We start from the raw sequence: 16,179 nt of genomic DNA, 5'->3' as shown, positions 1-16,179 counted from the left end.
ATGAAGAGATATGCACTTGCGGCGTTATGCGCGACGACATTGACCGCCAGCGCCATTGCCCAGGAAGACAAAACGCTCACCTATGCCGATTTCCAGCCGGTTCAGACGAATTGGCAGATGGCCAGCGACGATTCTTACCTTGGTAGCCGCGCCGGCTGTTTCGAGACGCTTGTGCGCCTCAATTGGCAACTGCAGCTTGAACCGGGTCTCGCCACGTCGTGGGAGCAGGTCGAACCGACGATATGGGAGTTCACGCTGCGCGATGGCGTACAATTCCAAGACGGTTCGCCTCTGACAGCCGAGGCCGTGACCGGCGCGCTAAAACATCTGCTCGCCGCAGAGATGCCGGCGCGGCCCTTCTCGCCGAAACTGATCAAGTCCGTGGAACCGGTCGGGGAGAAGGTCGTCCGCATCACCACCCATACCCCTTCGGTCCTGCTTCCGGCGCAGCTCGCTGCACCCAACACGACAATCCTGTCGCCGGCCGCCTACCAGGGCGCATCGATTGATCCTGTCGGCCGATGCACCGGCCCCTTCGAGATCGTCGAAGTCAAACCCAAGGAGTATCTGAAATTCAAGCGCAATGACAATTATTGGGGCGGCAAGCCCACGCTCGAGGGAGGCATGGTGGTGTTCATTCCCGATGCGAATACCCGCATGACTCAGGTTCGCAGCGGTGAAGCCGATATCGCTCGTCTGATCCCGCCCCATGGCGTCAAGCAAATGGAAGGGGCGCAGGGGATCGAACTGATACAGCTGAAAACTCCGCGCGTAACCGAATTGCTGCTCAACAACAAGAAGGAACCGCTCAACGATGTCCGCGTTCGCCAGGCCATTCAGGCCGCAATCGACGGCGAGGCGATTGCGGCAAGCGTCTATGAAGGCACGGTGACGGCTGCGGCTTCTGCCTTCTCGCCTGACGATCCCTGGGCGCCAAAGGGCATCAAGCCGATCTACGATCCGGCTCGTGCGAAGGCGTTGCTGGAGGAGGCCGGAATCCGGCCCGGGCAATTGCAGCTCGAACTTCTGGCCTATACGTCAAGAACCGAACTGAGGGACATTGGTGCCATCATCCAGGCACAACTTGGTGAGATCGGCATCAAGGTCAATCTGCGCGTGGCCGAGTATACGGCGATCGAACCCCAGATGATCTCCGGCGACTATGACATGGCGCTGATGTCGCGTGGATATCTCACCGACATTGCCGATCCCTTCGGCTTTCTGACGGCGGATTATTCCTGCGGTGGCAGCTACAACATGTCACACTACTGCTCGGAAGAAGTCGATGCGCAGATTGAGAAGGCATCTTCGCTCATCGATTCGAAGGCGCGGTACGAGATCTATGCGCAGCTTGCCAAGAAATTGTTCGATGAGGCAGTTACCGTCTATCTGGTGAATGAGACGTCCTTCGATGCTCGTAGTGAGCGGGTGAAGAACTACGATATGCATCCTCTGGTCTATTACCTGATGACCAAGGATCTTTCCGTCGAATAACTGTCATCTCGGGATCGCGCGGGCTTCTGTTCCGAGCGATCCCACAGCGACGCAATCTCTCCCCGCGCATTTCAGTCCAGGCGTCGGCAGGCGCAGCCATGCGCGTGAACCCTCGGAACGGCCGGATTCCAGAACCTGCAGGCGCGTCAGATGCTCAGTGTCCTCTCCAATCCAACCTTCCGTGCCTTCTACCTGGCACAGATCGCCTCGCTCGTCGGGGCGGGGCTGGCGACCGTGGCGCTCGGGCTCATGGCCTTCGAGCTGGCCGGCAGTGCGGCCGGCGCTGTGCTCGGCACGGCGCTTGCCCTGAAGACGCTGACCACGGTCGGACTTTCTCCCTTCGTCACCGCCTGGCTTGAGCGGTTCTCCCGACGCAGCGTCCTGATTGGGCTCGAAATCGCCCGCGGGGCGGTGATTTTCCTCTTCCCATTCGTCACGGAAGTCTGGCAGGTCTACGTACTGATCGTGCTGCTGCATTCGGTCTCTGCCGGACTCGTGCCGAGCGTGCGGGCCACCATTCCCGACATCCTGCCCGACGAGAAGGATTACACCCGGGCCCTCGTACTCACCCAGCTCTCCTACGATATGGAAACCGTGGCGAGTCCCCTGCTTGCCCTCCTCCTCCTGAGCCTCGTCCCGCTCGATGGGCTCTTCATCGTTGCTGTGGCAGGGTTTTTCGTTTCGGCGGCCCTGATAGCGTCCGTGTCTCTCCCGGCGCAGAATCCCGCCGTCGGCCTCGGCGTGGGCGCGCGCGCGGTGAAAGGTCTTCGGATTTATCTCGGCACGCCGATGCTGCGATGTCTTCTCGCCCTAACCTTCTGCGCGGCTACCGCCAGCGCCATGGTGCTCGTCAACACGGTTGTCCTCGTCCAGTCGGAACTGGGACTCGAGCCGAAAGCCACTGTTCTGGCAATCGGTGTGTTCGGCGTTGGATCCATGTCGGCGGCCGTCCTCATACCGAGGCTGCTTGACCGCTTTCCGGAGCGTGTCGTGATGCTGGCGGGCGCGTGTCTCTGCTCGGGCGGCTTGGGGGCCGGGGCTGCGATCACCGGCTATGCAACTATGCTGCTGCTCTGGTTGAGCCTTGGATCGGGTTATGCACTGATCCTCACGCCGGCCGGCCGATTGGTCGCGCGGGCGGCAGGCAGGTCGGACCGGTCCGTTCTCTTTGCCGCCCAGTTTGCCCTGACCCATGCCTGCTGGTTCATTGCCTATCTGACGGCCGGGATGGCGGGTGCGACTGTCGGCATCGCATTCACCTTCGCAATTCTCGCCGCCATGTCCGCGGCCGGGCTGCTCGTCGCCGCGCTCGTCTGGCCCGCTGATCATGCCGCCGTCGCGGCTGTCGTTAGCGACGATCGCCGCGAGCAATGAGGTGTCGCTTTTTTGAACGCACTCTCTCCCCAAATGTTCGAAGTGAACGGGCTCAGCGTTAAGGTGAAGGAAGGAGCGGCCGGATGCCCGCGCCGGCCACATGACGCCTCCAGTCACACGTAGCATCGACCGTGTACTCTGCCCTCTGACCACGGGGGCAGGCGCGATTGTGGCCGGGGAACGACATTCCAGGCTTCAGTGAGGTCCTCAGCGACGAAAAACGGCCGATCCGCTCCAAACGCATTCCACTCGAGCGTGCGTCAGACGCTGGTGAATTCAGCCTAAAAAGACCGCGGCGGCACAAGAGACATATCGCTCGGGAGCGAACCTTACTCGGTTGCATGCATACATGAAACTCGCCATCCGGAGACGATTTCACTCTAGAATCGCGGTAACGTATGACCTCGCCCGTTTCCTCCACCACATATCCTTCCGGTCCTTCCGTGATGGCGGCACCATGGACCGGTTGGCAGTCCCGATCGCTACAGCACAATACCGTCCCGACGGGGAGCTGTGCGCCGACGTTTGAGAAAAGCAGCCATCTGGCACTTTCGCTGCGAATTTCCGGATCCCACCCTGAGCGGGCTTACGACTCCGGTACCAAGCGTCAGACCTTGAACACTGGCGGTTCCCATCATCGAGACTTGGTATAAGCTCGCAAAAAGAGCGTTACCCGACTTCGGGCGACGCTCGCCGGCTTTCGGCATTGAGCGGACGAGTTTATGGCGATCGATACCATTCCCGATACAGAGCAGCGCAGGGCCCTTGCTCTCGACAAGCTCGGCGTGATCATTGCGGCTCTCGCGGTCTACGGCGCTTTCCTTGCGCCCTTTGCAACGTTCCGCGCCAACCGTATCGTGCAGGGCGAAACGAGGGCGATCCTCGAGGCATTGCCGCCATTGCTCGGCTATGGGCTGCTCTTCGTCCTGATAGCCGGCGCCGCCATCGCGCTCTTGAAAACCCCCGCGGCGGTTCGCATGGCTGCCGCCGTTGCGGTTCTGGTTGCGCTCGCACTTCTCGTCGGGATCTCCGCCGACCACCTGATGCCGGCTGACAATGCCTATGCCCGCATCTCGCCGGCCTCCGGATTCTGGATACTGATCTTCGCGTTCGCGCTGCTTATCGCCGATGCGCTGACGCGGCTCGCCCCGGGGCCGGGTATCCGGCTCCTTTTCCTCGCCGGGGTTCTGGCGCTCATCGGTGCAATGCTGGTGACCGGCCGCTGGGACGGGCTCTCTATCCTCAAGGAATATGCAAGCCGCGCCGACACGTTCTGGGCGGAAGCAGGCCGACATCTGACGCTGGCGCTCGGCTCCCTCGCTGCCGCGGCTCTCGTCGGGCTGCCGCTCGGCATTCTCTGCCATCGCGTCGATCGACTGCGCAACGCTGTTTTGAGCGTGCTCAACGCCATCCAGACGATCCCGTCGATCGCCCTCTTCGGCATCCTGATCGGCCCGCTCGGCTGGATTGCCGCTCATGTCCCGGGGGCGATGGCGATCGGGGTGCGCGGCATCGGCTTCGCTCCGGCGTTCGTCGCGCTGTTTCTCTATTCCCTCCTTCCCATGGTCGCCAACACGGTCGTCGGTCTCGCCGGCGTACCGCGCGCCGCCAATGATGCCGCACGCGGGATCGGCATGACGGACCGGCAGCGGCTTTTCGCAATCGAATTGCCACTGGCCCTTCCGGTGATCCTGGCCGGCATCCGCATCGTGCTGGTGCAGAATATCGGCCTTGCGACGATCGCCGCCCTCATCGGCGGAGGCGGCTTCGGCGTTTTCGTCTTCCAGGGCATCGGCCAGACGGCGATGGATCTCGTATTGCTCGGAGCGGCCCCGACCGTGCTTCTGGCCTTTGTGGCGGCGATCGTGCTCGATTGCCTGATCGAAATGATCGCCGCGGATCGCGGCCGGAGCCAGGCGCCATGATCGAATTCGAGCATATCAGCAAGTTCTACGGTGATGCCGAGGTGGTGAGCGACGTCTCGCTCGCCGTCGCACCGCACACGGTCACCGTCGTCGTCGGGACCTCCGGCTCCGGCAAGACCACCCTCATCAGAATGGTCAATCGCCTGGTCGAGCCCTCATCCGGCATGATCCGGATTGACGGCGAGGACAATCGGTCCGTGCCCGCTTTCGAGTTGCGCCGCCGCATCGGCTACGCGATCCAGGGCCACGGCCTCTTTCCGCATCGGACGGTCGCGGAGAACATCGCCACGGTCCCGACACTGCTCGGCTGGAAGAAGGCGCGGATCAAGGCCAAGGTCGAGGAACTGCTGGAGCTCTTCCAGCTCGACCCGGACTTCTTCGGCGCGCGGTATCCGCACGAACTCTCCGGAGGACAGCAGCAAAGGGTCGGCGTCGCGCGGGCGCTGGCAGCCGAGCCCAACCTGCTCCTGATGGATGAGCCCTTCGGCGCGCTCGACCCGATCATCCGCGCAAAGGCGCAGGACGATCTGGTGGCAATCCAGAAGCATTTCGGCACGACGATCATCCTCGTGACGCACGACATGGAGGAGGCTTTCCGTCTCGCCGACAGGATCGCGGTCATGGACAAGGGTGAGGTCGTGCAATATGCGTCGCCGGCCGAGATGCTGGTCCGGCCGGCCACCCCCTTTGTGCAGGCGTTGATCGGTGCCAGTGAACGGCCCTTCCGCCTGCTTGCGATCGAGACGGCCGGCGATGCGCTCGAGCCCGGTCACGCCGAGGGCGAACCTATACCGGCGACGCTCAACCAGCGCGATGCGCTTTCCGAACTCCTCTGGTCCGGCCGTGCCGCGCTGCCCGTCGCCGCAGCGGACGGCAGGATTATCGGCAGGATCAGTCTCGAAAGTCTCGTGCGGCGCGCGGCGAGGCCGGCGTGATGGTTTCCCCCGCCAATCTCCTGCGGTTCGGCGGCGCTGTCATCCTGCTGGCATTCCTGCTGCAGCCCGGCTGGTTCGAAGCGCTGCTGAAGCCGCTGGTTCAGGAAAACGCGCCGGCGATCTACAATCGCGGCAGCCTCCTCTGGCTGACGGTCCTGCATCTGAGGACCGTGCTCGTCGCGACGCTCGCCGCCATCATTGTCGCCGTGTCACTGGCGATCCTCGTCACCCGCGAGGCGGGGGCGGAGTTTTTGCCGCTTTCGCGCAGCCTCGTGAATATCGGCCAGACCTTCCCGCCGGTTGCGGTCCTGGCGCTGTCCGTTCCGATCTTCGGCTTCGGCGAGAAGCCGACGCTGATCGCCCTCTTTCTCTACGGCCTGCTGCCGATTTTCGAGAATGCCCTGACCGGGCTAACGACCCTGCCGCCGGCAGTGATCGAGGCGGCGCGCGGCGCCGGGATGACCGAGCGCCAGCGCCTCCTGAGGGTCGAACTTCCGCTGGCGCTGCCGGTGATCCTGACCGGCGTTCGGCTGTCCGTCGTGATCAGCCTGGCCACCGCGACGATCGGCTCGACGGTGGCGGCAAAGACGCTTGGCGAAGTCATCATCGCCGGGCTGCAGGCGAACAACCTCGCCTTCGTGCTGCAGGGAGGGCTTATAGTGGCGGTCCTTGCCGTGCTCATCCATGATGCGCTTCAGGCCGTGGAGCACGCACTCGCGCAGCGCTCCCACATCTGAAGCACCACGGATCAGGGCATCCCATTCCCACGAAAGATCAGCGTTTTGCTGCCTATCTCTCAAATCGGATAAACGCTGCTGCTTATGAAAATGAATTTCACTAATTCATCGATTTCGTGATTTGCGGTTGACGGAATGGAGTTTCTATCTCAGTCTAAGAAAATAAATTACGAAAGAACAGGGGACAGCATGAAGGTCGGAATGATCGGACTCGGATTCCGTCTCGGTTACCTCGGCTATGTCTTCCGGGCGATCGACGAGAGCTTCGAGATCGCCGGTTATGTTGATCCCGACCCTGCGGGACTTGCGGGTATCGAGGAAAAGGGCATTTCCGCCGGCAAGGCCTATGCCACTCCCGAGGAACTGATCGCCAGCGAGAAGCTCGATCTCCTGATGATCGGCTCTCCGAACCACCTGCATCTCGGCCATATCCGCATCGGCCTCGAGGCCGGCCTCAAGGTCTTTTGCGAGAAACCGATCGTCAGCACAGTGGAGCAGAGCCTCGAGCTTGCGGCGCTGCTGGCGAAATATGGCCATGACCGGCTGATGGTTGGTCTCGTGCTGCGCTACGCGCCGATGTATCGCGACCTTCGTGCCGCGCAGGCTGCCGGCTCGCTCGGCGAGATCGTCTCGATCGAAGCGTGCGAGCATATAGAGCCCTGTCATGGTGCGTTCTTCATGCGCGACTGGCGGCGCTATGGGCGCTATTCGGGCAGCTTCATGCTCGAGAAATGCTGCCACGACCTCGACCTCTATAACGGCGTGGTCGGTGTCCGGCCGGAGCGCGTCGCAAGCTTTGGCGGTCGCAAGAGCTTCGTGCCGGTCAACGATCCTGCCCGCGAGGGCGTCAACGACCTGCAACTCTTTCATCGCAAGCCGAGCGGCTGGCTCGGCTCCGACAAGGTCTTCGACAGCGACGGCGATATCATCGACTACCAGGTCGCGATCGTCGAATATGCCAACGGCGTCGCCATGAATTTCCACACTAACCTGAACGTGCCGGACCAGTTCCGCCGTTTCTGCGTCATCGGTTCGCGCGGCATGGCGGAGGGTGATTTCATCCGCGGCTATCTCGACGTGCACGAGGTGCTTTCGGGCAAGAAGGTCGTCGAGAAGCGCTATGCAAAGGAGACGGAGCTCTCGCAGCATTACGGCGCCGACGAGCAGATGGCGGCCGAGATCATTGCCCATGTGAGGAATGGCGGGCCGCTGCCGGTCTCGCCGCTCGATGCACTGGAAGCGGGCATCCTGGCGCTTTCCATGGACGAAGCGCGAACGAGGCGCACGGTCGTTGACCTGAGGCCGTTGTGGGATCGCTTCGACGAAGCCCTGCAAGCCCGCGCGGCCTGAGCGGAGAAAGAGGCATGAGCGTCCGCCGCAGCACCCTGATCTTCGCCTGGACCCTGCTGCTTCCGGCCGTGCTCTATGTGACGGTGATCGTCGCCTATCCGCTGGTGGATACCTTCATCCTGTCCTTCACCGATGCCTCGCTGAAGAAGACGACCAACTGGGTCGGCGCTGCCAATTACGAGAAGATCTTCAACGGTACCTTCGCCGAGGTGATCATCCGCACCTTCGTGTGGACCGCCTTCTCGGTGGCGATCAAAATGATCATAGGCACCTTCGGCGCGGTGATGCTGAATGCGGCCGTGCCGGGACGGGCGCTCTTCCGCGTGCTCACCATGCCGCCCTGGATCGTGCCGATGGCGATCGGCATCTTCATGTGGGGCTGGATGTATAACGGCCAGTTCGGAATGATCTCCGGCCTCCTGCAGAACTGGGGCCTGATCGACGGGCCAGTCGCCTTTCTCGCGCACGGCTCCACCGCCTTCTGGGCGACGATCGTCACCGATGTCTGGATCGGCGTGCCGATGGTGACGCTCTATATGCTCGCCTCGATGCAGGCGGTTCCGCAGGACCTCTACGAAGCGGCATGGACCGACGGCGCGGGTCGCTTCTACCGCTTCCGCCGCATCACCCTGCCGCTCCTCGTCCCGGCGATGATCACCATGTCGATGCTGTCGCTGATCGCCACCTTCAACTCCTTCGACATCATCTGGATCCTCACCCAGGGGGGCCCGAACGGCGATACGACGACGATGATCATCGACACCTATCGTACCGCAATCGGCTCCAAGAAATACGGGGAAGGGGCGGCGCGCGCCGTGCTCATCTGCATCTTCCTGTCGATCTTCTGCATCGCCTATTTCCGTGTCACCCATCGCCTCGCCTCGGAGGAGCACCGATGAGCCAACCGACCATGATCCACCGCTATCGCTGGTACGAGCTCGTCGGCATCTATGCGGGCATTCTCCTCTTCCTGACCTTCATCCTCGCGCCGTTCGTCGAAGGGTTTCTGGTGTCGCTGAAGCCGCTCGCGCTCCTGTTTTCGTCGCCCTATCGATTTTGGCCGGAGAACGGCTCCCTCGCGGCCTATCGCACGATGTGGGTGAGCGTGCCGGGCTTTGCCCGTTATATCTTCAATTCCTTCTTCATCTCCACGATCATCACGGTCGCGGTGCTTCTGCTGGTGGTGCCGTCGGCCTATGCATTCGCCCGCTTCAAATTCCGCGGCAGCGGCGCCCTGCTGGCGGCCTTCCTCGCGGTCAACATGTTCTCGGGCGCCGTGCTCCTGATCCCGCTCTTCCGGCTGATGCGCAGTTTCGGCGTGCTCAACACCTATTTCGCCATGATCGTGCCGGGCGTCGCCTTTCTCATCCCTTCGGCCATCTGGCTCCTGCGCACCTATATGATGCGCATCCCGCGCGAACTCGACGAGGCCGCCTTCGTCGACGGGGCCAGCCATGTCTACACCCTTCGCCGGGTGATCCTGCCGATCGCCATGCCGGGCATCGCGGTCGTCGCGATCACCACCTTCATCGGTTCCTATGCCCAGCAGTTCATCTTCGCCCTGACCTTCAATTCGAAGACCGAATACATGCCGTTGCCGATCGGTCTCTACGCCTATTTCGGCCGGCAGGAAGTCGTCTGGAACGAGTTGATGGCGGCGAGCTTCGTCGGCATTGCACCGGCCGTGATCGTGATTTTCTTTCTCCAACGTTATCTCGTCAGCGGCCTGACCGCCGGCGCGGTGAAGCAATGAGCAACCATCAAAAAAGGGGAGTTCCATCAGTGACCATGGCCAGTAAAGCTGCACTTCTTACGCTTGCCCTCGTCGGATCGACCGCGCTCGGCAGCGTTGCCGCACAGGCCGCCGACCAGGAGATCGCCTGGATCTATTGCGGCGACAAGATCGATCCCATCCACGAGAAATACATCAAGGAGTGGGAAGGCCGGAACCCCGGCTGGAAGGTCTTGCCGGAAGTCGTCGGCTGGGCGCAGTGCCAGGACAAGGCGACGACGCTCGCGGCTGCCGGGACACCGGTCGCCATGGCCTATGTGGGGTCCCGCACGCTCAAGGAGTTCGCCGAGAACGATCTGATCGTTCCGGTCCCTATGACCGAAGAGGAAAAGAAGAGCTATTACCCGAATATCGTCGACACGGTGACATTTGGAGGCACGCAATGGGGCGTTCCGATCGCTTTCTCGACGAAGGCGCTTTATTGGAACAAGGATCTCTTCAAGCAGGCTGGCCTCGATCCTGAAACCCCGCCGAAGACCTGGGCCGAAGAAGTCGCCTTTGCCAAGCAGATCAAGGAAAAGACCGGCGTCGCCGGCTATGGTCTGCCGGCCAAAACCTTCGACAACACGATGCATCAGTTCATGCACTGGGTTTACACCAACAACGGCAAGGTGATCGATGGCGATAAGATCGTCATGGACAGTCCCGAGGTGTTGGCCGCGCTGCAGGCCTACAAGGATATCGTGCCCTACTCCGTCGAGGGGGCGACGGCCTACGAGCAGAACGAGATTCGTGCCATCTTCCTCGATGGCAAGGCTGGCATGATCCAGTCGGGCTCCGGGGCGGCTGCGCTGCTCAAGGATACAAAGATCGACTGGGGCATCGCGCCGCTGCCGCTCGGCCCTTCGGCCAAGGGGGAAGGCACGCTGCTGATCACCGACAGTCTTGCGATCTTCAAAGACACGGGAGTCGAGGAAAAGGCGATCGAATTCGCCAAGTTCATTACATCTCCCGGTCCCCAGGGCGAATACGAGTTGCAGGGCGGCGCAGGGCTGACGCCGCTACGCCCGTCCCCGAAGGTCGACGAATTCGTCAAGGCTGACCCGGCCTGGAAGCCATTGATCGACGGCATCGGCTATGGCGGTCCGGAGCCGCTCTTCACCGATTACAAAGGCTTTCAGAACGCAATGATCGAAATGGTGCAGTCGGTCGTCACCGGCAAGGCGGAGCCAGCCGATGCCTTGAAAAAGGCTGCCGGCGAACTCGAACAGTACAAGTAAGCTCATCGTGGACCGCGGGTTCTTCCCGCGGTCCTTCCTATTTCGGAAGCGCTGCGGCGGCTGGAGACAGAGTTTTGGGACAGCTCAATCTCGACGGAGTTCGAAAATTCTACGGTACGTATGAGGTACTGAAGAGCATTCAGCTTGAGGTGAAGAACGGCGAATTCGTGGTCTTCGTCGGACCGTCCGGCTGCGGCAAGTCTACGCTTCTCCGGATGATTGCCGGTCTCGACGAGACGACGGCCGGCGACATCCTGATCGACGGCAAGCGGGTCAACGATCTGCCGCCGGTCAAGCGCGGCATAGCCATGGTCTTCCAGTCCTATGCGCTTTATCCGCACATGACGGTCTTCGAGAACATCGCCTTTCCGCTGCGCGTCGAGAAGATGCCCGAGGACAAGCTGAAGGCGAAGGTGGAGCATGCGGCCCGCATCCTTCACCTCGAGCAGCGGCTTGAGCAGAAGCCCGGCATGCTCTCGGGTGGGCAGCGGCAGCGCGTCGCGATCGGCCGGGCGATCGTGCGCGAGCCGAAGATATTCCTCTTCGACGAGCCGCTGTCGAACCTTGACGCGGCGCTGCGCGCCGACATGCGCATCGAACTTGCGAAGCTTCACCGGCAATTGAAGGCGACGATGATCTACGTCACGCACGACCAGGTCGAGGCGATGACGATGGCGGACCGGATCGTCGTACTGAATGCCGGCCGGATCGCACAGACCGGGGCACCACTCGAGCTTTATCATAAGCCGGCCAACATGTTCGTGGCCGGCTTCATCGGCCATCCCAGGATGAACTTCCTCCCGGTCACCTGCAAGGGCGTGAGCGATGCCGGTGTCGAGGTGGACTACAGGGGCGAGAGGGCGACGATACCCGTGGAGCCGCGCGACGGGATCGTCGGCGGGACGTTGACACTCGGCGTTCGGCCGGAGCACATTCACACCGTTCCAGGAGACCTGACGTTGACGATCACGCCTTCCGTCATCGAGCGCCTCGGCGCTCATACCGTTGCCTATGCTTCGCTCGGGGGCGAGGGCGAGAACTATTGCGCCATGCTCCCCGGAACCGTCTCCCTGCGGACGGACGAACAGGTGAGGACCGGCATCAAGGCTGCCGACTGCCATCTCTTCGACGAGAACGGCATTGCCTTCGAGCGTCGGGTCGAGATGACCGACATCGACGCGGCGCTCTTCAATCCGGCAGCGGCCTGACATGCCCGTCGGCATCCGGCTGCTCGTCCCCGACGACATCGAAATCTTCCAGCGTATTCGGCTGGAGGCACTGCGTGCCGAGCCCGATTGCTTCGCCAGCAGCGTCGAGGACTGGGAGAAGTTGAGCGACGACGAGTGGCGGAGGCGACTGGTCGACGGTTCCGTATTCGCCGGTTTTCGTGGCGAGGATCCGGTCGGCATCATGGGTTTGCTGCGCGAACGGGCGAAAAACATGGCGCATCGCGCAACGCTGGTGATGGTCTATGTGCGCCAGGATTCCCGCGGGACGGGGCTCGCGACCAGCCTTCTCAAGGCCGTGACCGATCACGCGCTCGCCCAGGGAATCCGCCAATTGGAACTGGCGGTCAGCGCCGAGAATCCGAAGGCGATCGGCTTCTACCGCCGGAACGGCTTTGCACAGATCGGCTGCATTCCCGGCGGTTGCATCCGCAACGGCCGGGAAGTGGATGACATCCTCATGGCGCGACGCATCGTGGCGTGAACCGAGCAGATATTTGCGGGCGGCCGCTCAGAAGGTCGAGTTGAACGCTCCGCCATCGATCAGCAGGTTCTGCCCGACGATATAGCCGGCATATTGACTGCAGAGAAATGCCGCCGCGGCGCCGAATTCTTCCGGGGTGCCGACGCGTCCCGTCGGATTGTGCGCATATTCCTCGGCGCGCGCCTCGTCGAGCGATATTCCCCGCGCCTTGGCCGTCTTCTCGAGCAGTTTTTCCAGCCGTTCCGTGTCGTGCGAGCCCGGGAGCAGGTTGTTGATGACGACGCCGTGACGGGCCACCTGGCGCGCGGTGCCGGCGACAAAACCGGTCAAGCCGCTGCGGGCGCCGTTCGAGAGACAGAGCTGCGGGATCGGCGATTTGACCGAGGCGGAGGTGATATTGACGATCCGGCCCCATTTCCGCGCGATCATGCCCGGGAGCACCGCTTTCATCAACAGGATCGGGGCGAGCATATTGGACCTTATCGCCTCCTGCCAATTGGCCTCGGTGACGCTCGACCAATCGCCGGGCGGCGGGCCGCCGGCATTGGTGATGAGAATGTCGGGCTTCGGCTCCTGGCGAAGGAGCGCATTGCGGCCTTCCTCCGTCGTCACGTCTGCAGCGACGATCTCCACCTGCGTGCCGTAGGTTTCGCTGATGGCCCGGGCCGTCTCGCGAAGCTGCTTCGGCTCGCGGGCATTGAGCGTCAGGATGACGCCCGCCTCGGCGAGCTTCTCCGCCACGCCTCGCCCCAAGCCCTTTGAACCAGCGCAAACGAGTGCTCGTTTTCCTTTGATACCCAAGTCCATTATTGCGTGCTCCACTAAATTCTTTGCCAATCTGGAAGCCCGGACGAGCCGACAGCGCATGCGAGCCTGTCCGATGAAGATGGCGGCCTCATGCTCTTGCGGCCAGCGCTGCGACTGCATCGGAAAGCAGGGCCACCTCGGATGGAGTGTTGAGATAGCTGACCGACGCGCGCGCGACCTGGTCCAGCCGGCGTGCCGTCATGTCGAGCGGCGTGTAGGGGACGCCGTTGGCGCCGGTCGCAATCTGTCTTTCGGCAAGCGCTACGCGGATTTCGCTCGCCGGTACGCCATCAATAGTGAAGGAGACGATGCCGGAAAGATCCGTGCCGAGATCGCGGACGGTCACTTTCGGAATGCTGCGCAGGTTGTCCCGCAGCGTGCCTGCGAGCGTTGTGATCCTCTCGTGAATTATGTTGATCCCGATTGCCTTTGCCTGACGGATTGCAGTGCCGAGGCCGAGAAGCAGGGCTGGTGAATTCTCGCTGGCTTCGAAGCGGCGCGCATCGTTGCGCATGGCCACTACGCCGTCGACGATCGGGCCGGAAACGACGTCCAGATAAGACGGAGTCAATCGCTGCAGGAATGCTCGCCGAACATAAAGGATCGCCGTGCCACGAGGACCGCGCAGGAACTTCCGCCCGGCCGCCGTCAGGGCGTCGCAGCCGAGGGCGCCGACGTGGATGGGGATCTGGCCAAGAGCCTGCGCCGCGTCGATGAAGTAGGGAATGCCTGCCGCCTTGGTGACACATCCGACCGCTGCGGCATCGTTGATCAAGCCACCATTCGCCGGAAGCCATGTCAACGAGACGAGACGCACGCGATCATCGATCAGGTTTGCGAGCGCGGAGGCGTCGATGCCCCCGTCTTCGCGCGCCGGAATGGTCTCGACGCGTGCTCCGGTGCGCGCGGCGGCTGCCTGCATCGTGGCAAGATTGCCACCCCATTCCTGACGACCAACCAGGATACGATCGCCGGCGGCAAGCGGCGGCAGCGCCGCGAAAGCAGCGCCCCAGGCGGCACTTCCGCTGCCCATGAAGGCCATCTCGTCTGGTGTGGCGCCGATTAAACTAGCCGCATCGGCTCGAACATCCTCCAATAGCGGACCCGCATCGATCGCAGTTTCCATCGGTCCATCGACCGCTTCCCTGTGCAGGTAACGCCAGATCGTCTCGAGGGTCGGCCGGGAAGGCAGCGAGGCGCCGGAGTGATTGAAGTGCACGCCAAACTCGCAGCCAGGCGTTTCGGAGCGGAGCTCTTCCACGTCGAATGTGTTCATGCCGCGGGCTCCAGTTCCACAAGCGCGTCGACCTCCACGGTCGCGCCGGCCGGCAAGGACGCGACGCCGACCGCGGCGCGGGCGTGCCGCCCCGCTTCCCCGAAGACACCGACGAACACGTCTGAAGCACCATTGGCGACTTGCGAATGGTCCGAGAAGTCCGGGGCCGACGCGATGAAGACACCGAGGCGAGCGATGCGCCGGACGCTTGCGAGCGATCCGTCGGTTGCGGCGGCGATCTGCGCGATGACACCGACCGCTGCGCATTCTGCAGCGAGGCGACCCTGCTCCGGCGAAACGCCTGCTCCGACCGCTCCCGTCAGCACCGCGTCATTCCTCACGCTGATCTGACCCGAGACGATCAGCAAGTTACCCGCTCTGACCGCAGAGACGTAGTTGGCCACGGGGGACGAAGGCTCCGGCAAGGAATGGCCGAGTGCTGCAAGTCTGGATGCAAATGTGTCTGACATGGCGATCTCCCTTAGAAGTAGCGGGAGAATGCACGGCTGAGCGCGTTGCTTCCAATTCAAACTTCGCTATGGTGCGATCGAACTGGCTAATGTCTCCGGGGAGACCATGCGTGCATCGACTACCATGCCGCCGCTGCAGGCGCTGCGCGTCTTCGAGGCGGTAGGCCGACTATCGAGTTTCCGTCGCGCCGGTGAGGAGTTGCTCATTACGCAAAGCGCCGTGAGCCACCACATCAAACAACTCGAGGACACGCTCGGCTTGCGCCTGTTCATCCGAAGGGCCAAGAGCATAGAATTGACGCCCGAGGGTGCCGCCTACCTCGCGCGTACGAACGAAGCATTCGGAATCATCACGAGCGCCACCTACCAGATGCGCCGGCAGGCGGGAAGGAGGAGGGTGCGCGTCAGCGTTCTGCCGTCCTTTGCGGCCAACTGGCTCGTTTCCCGCTTATCGCGATTCATGCACGAGTATCCCGATATCGAGGTCGAACTCGAGCCGACGTTGCGCCTCACCGATTTCGCTGCCGACGAGGTTGATCTCGCCATCCGCTTCGGCGCCGGCAGATGGCAGGGGGTGAGGGCCGAGCGATTGATGAACGAAGAATTGAGCCCGGTGCTCAGCCCGGATCTTTTCGGTGACGGTTCGCGCTTCGCCGACCCGGCGGACCTGCTATCCGAGACATTGCTCGACTCCATGAATCCGTTTGAATGGGAGCTCTGGTTGGACGAGGCCGGCCTCGATCACCGGCAGGCCCGCGTGCTGCAGTTGACGGATTACAACATCGCTCTCCAGGCAGCTCTCAATGGTCAGGGCGTGGCGATCGGCCGTTTGCTCCTCGTTGGCGATCATATCGCGGCGGGGCGGTTGCTGCGCCCATTCCCGCTGATCGTCCGATCCGAGAATACGGCCTATTGGCTGGTCATCCCCGAAAACGGCCGGCTTAGCGCTGCGGCGGAAGTCTTCGCATTATGGCTGAAGGGAGAGGCCGGCTATCAGCCCCAAAAATAAACGATGGGACCTGTTCCTCCAGATTGGTGTTAAAGCGTCTCGACATCCGTCCGCGAGAAGTCCTCTCCGAGGTTGAGCAG

The 16,179-nt window shown here is 62.4% G+C and carries 15 protein-coding genes; 12 read left to right on the top strand and 3 right to left on the bottom strand.

Annotation, left to right across the window (positions count from 1 at the left end; genetic code table 11):
• The 11 genes from EKH55_RS25715 to EKH55_RS25655 all read left to right on the top strand — a co-directional run bounded on the left by EKH55_RS25715 (nucleotide 1) and on the right by EKH55_RS25655 (nucleotide 12,537).
• Nucleotides 1–1,494 carry an ABC transporter substrate-binding protein gene (locus tag EKH55_RS25715; protein ID WP_069456935.1) on the top strand — a complete coding sequence of 498 codons (1,494 nt, stop codon included), beginning with the start codon at nucleotides 1–3 and terminating at the stop codon, nucleotides 1,492–1,494.
• A gap of 150 nt (nucleotides 1,495–1,644) precedes the next feature.
• Complete coding sequence (locus EKH55_RS25710) at nucleotides 1,645–2,868, top strand: MFS transporter (protein ID WP_151613677.1); 1,224 nt, start codon at nucleotides 1,645–1,647, stop codon at nucleotides 2,866–2,868.
• Nucleotides 2,869–3,590: 722 nt separating this feature from the next.
• Nucleotides 3,591–4,793, top strand: a complete 1,203-nt coding sequence (locus EKH55_RS25695; protein ID WP_151613676.1) for an ABC transporter permease — start codon at nucleotides 3,591–3,593, stop codon at nucleotides 4,791–4,793.
• Complete coding sequence (locus tag EKH55_RS25690) at nucleotides 4,790–5,728, top strand: ABC transporter ATP-binding protein (RefSeq protein WP_151613675.1); 939 nt, start codon at nucleotides 4,790–4,792, stop codon at nucleotides 5,726–5,728. Before EKH55_RS25695 ends, EKH55_RS25690 begins: the two co-directional genes overlap by 4 nt.
• Nucleotides 5,728–6,465 carry an ABC transporter permease gene (locus tag EKH55_RS25685; RefSeq protein ID WP_151613963.1) on the top strand — a complete coding sequence of 246 codons (738 nt, stop codon included), beginning with the start codon at nucleotides 5,728–5,730 and terminating at the stop codon, nucleotides 6,463–6,465. Before EKH55_RS25690 ends, EKH55_RS25685 begins: the two co-directional genes overlap by 1 nt.
• Before the next feature lie 189 nt (nucleotides 6,466–6,654).
• Entirely contained in the window at nucleotides 6,655–7,815 is a 1,161-nt protein-coding gene (locus EKH55_RS25680; protein WP_151613674.1) for a Gfo/Idh/MocA family protein, read from the top strand.
• Between the two features lie 14 nt (nucleotides 7,816–7,829).
• Nucleotides 7,830–8,714 carry a carbohydrate ABC transporter permease gene (locus EKH55_RS25675; RefSeq protein WP_151613673.1) on the top strand — a complete coding sequence of 295 codons (885 nt, stop codon included), beginning with the start codon at nucleotides 7,830–7,832 and terminating at the stop codon, nucleotides 8,712–8,714.
• Nucleotides 8,711–9,568, top strand: coding sequence for a carbohydrate ABC transporter permease (locus tag EKH55_RS25670; RefSeq protein ID WP_151613672.1), 858 nt, complete (start codon nucleotides 8,711–8,713; stop codon nucleotides 9,566–9,568). The genes EKH55_RS25675 and EKH55_RS25670 overlap by 4 nt, the downstream gene beginning before the upstream one ends.
• A gap of 35 nt (nucleotides 9,569–9,603) precedes the next feature.
• Entirely contained in the window at nucleotides 9,604–10,827 is a 1,224-nt protein-coding gene (locus EKH55_RS25665; protein WP_427915879.1) for an ABC transporter substrate-binding protein, read from the top strand.
• 74 nt (nucleotides 10,828–10,901) lie between these two features.
• On the top strand, nucleotides 10,902–12,035 hold the full coding sequence (locus tag EKH55_RS25660; protein ID WP_069456780.1) for an ABC transporter ATP-binding protein: 1,134 nt from the start codon (nucleotides 10,902–10,904) through the stop codon (nucleotides 12,033–12,035).
• Nucleotide 12,036: 1 nt separating this feature from the next.
• On the top strand, nucleotides 12,037–12,537 hold the full coding sequence (locus EKH55_RS25655) for a GNAT family N-acetyltransferase (RefSeq protein WP_069456781.1): 501 nt from the start codon (nucleotides 12,037–12,039) through the stop codon (nucleotides 12,535–12,537).
• Nucleotides 12,538–12,564: 27 nt separating this feature from the next.
• Here EKH55_RS25655 and EKH55_RS25650 read toward each other — a convergent pair whose 3' ends face one another.
• The 3 genes from EKH55_RS25650 to EKH55_RS25640 form a co-directional block, all read right to left on the bottom strand.
• The gene (locus EKH55_RS25650; protein WP_151613670.1) at nucleotides 12,565–13,344 is read right to left on the bottom strand and encodes an SDR family oxidoreductase; all 780 of its coding nucleotides are present in this window, start codon (nucleotides 13,342–13,344) and stop codon (nucleotides 12,565–12,567) included.
• Nucleotides 13,345–13,432: 88 nt separating this feature from the next.
• A complete protein-coding gene (locus tag EKH55_RS25645; protein ID WP_151613669.1) occupies nucleotides 13,433–14,620 on the bottom strand; it encodes an aminotransferase class V-fold PLP-dependent enzyme in 1,188 nt (395 codons plus the stop codon).
• The gene (locus tag EKH55_RS25640; RefSeq protein WP_151613668.1) at nucleotides 14,617–15,090 is read right to left on the bottom strand and encodes a RidA family protein; all 474 of its coding nucleotides are present in this window, start codon (nucleotides 15,088–15,090) and stop codon (nucleotides 14,617–14,619) included. Before EKH55_RS25640 ends, EKH55_RS25645 begins: the two co-directional genes overlap by 4 nt.
• A 106-nt stretch (nucleotides 15,091–15,196) precedes the next feature.
• On the opposite strand from EKH55_RS25640, the gene gcvA reads away from it, so the two are divergent.
• Complete coding sequence (gcvA, locus tag EKH55_RS25635; protein WP_151613667.1) at nucleotides 15,197–16,099, top strand: transcriptional regulator GcvA; 903 nt, start codon at nucleotides 15,197–15,199, stop codon at nucleotides 16,097–16,099.
• Nucleotides 16,100–16,179: the final 80 nt, after the last annotated feature.

Source organism: Sinorhizobium alkalisoli, from assembly GCF_008932245.1.
GTDB classification, from domain to species: Bacteria; Pseudomonadota; Alphaproteobacteria; order Rhizobiales; family Rhizobiaceae; genus Sinorhizobium; species Sinorhizobium alkalisoli.
This window is presented reverse-complemented; position numbering and strand designations above follow the sequence as displayed.

Bases quoted from the DNA above. Each gene is read 5' to 3' on its own strand.
- EKH55_RS25715 (WP_069456935.1), top strand. From the start codon at position 1: ATGAAGAGATATGCACTTGCGGCGTTATGCGCGACGACATTGACCGCC.
- EKH55_RS25710 (WP_151613677.1), top strand. From the start codon at position 1,645: ATGCTCAGTGTCCTCTCCAATCCAACCTTCCGTGCCTTCTACCTGGCA.
- EKH55_RS25695 (WP_151613676.1), top strand. From the start codon at position 3,591: ATGGCGATCGATACCATTCCCGATACAGAGCAGCGCAGGGCCCTTGCT.
- EKH55_RS25690 (WP_151613675.1), top strand. From the start codon at position 4,790: ATGATCGAATTCGAGCATATCAGCAAGTTCTACGGTGATGCCGAGGTG.
- EKH55_RS25685 (WP_151613963.1), top strand. From the start codon at position 5,728: ATGGTTTCCCCCGCCAATCTCCTGCGGTTCGGCGGCGCTGTCATCCTG.
- EKH55_RS25680 (WP_151613674.1), top strand. From the start codon at position 6,655: ATGAAGGTCGGAATGATCGGACTCGGATTCCGTCTCGGTTACCTCGGC.
- EKH55_RS25675 (WP_151613673.1), top strand. From the start codon at position 7,830: ATGAGCGTCCGCCGCAGCACCCTGATCTTCGCCTGGACCCTGCTGCTT.
- EKH55_RS25670 (WP_151613672.1), top strand. From the start codon at position 8,711: ATGAGCCAACCGACCATGATCCACCGCTATCGCTGGTACGAGCTCGTC.
- EKH55_RS25665 (WP_427915879.1), top strand. From the start codon at position 9,604: ATGGCCAGTAAAGCTGCACTTCTTACGCTTGCCCTCGTCGGATCGACC.
- EKH55_RS25655 (WP_069456781.1), top strand. From the start codon at position 12,037: ATGCCCGTCGGCATCCGGCTGCTCGTCCCCGACGACATCGAAATCTTC.
- EKH55_RS25650 (WP_151613670.1), bottom strand. From the start codon at position 13,344: ATGGACTTGGGTATCAAAGGAAAACGAGCACTCGTTTGCGCTGGTTCA.
- EKH55_RS25645 (WP_151613669.1), bottom strand. From the start codon at position 14,620: ATGAACACATTCGACGTGGAAGAGCTCCGCTCCGAAACGCCTGGCTGC.
- EKH55_RS25640 (WP_151613668.1), bottom strand. From the start codon at position 15,090: ATGTCAGACACATTTGCATCCAGACTTGCAGCACTCGGCCATTCCTTG.
- gcvA (WP_151613667.1), top strand. From the start codon at position 15,197: ATGCGTGCATCGACTACCATGCCGCCGCTGCAGGCGCTGCGCGTCTTC.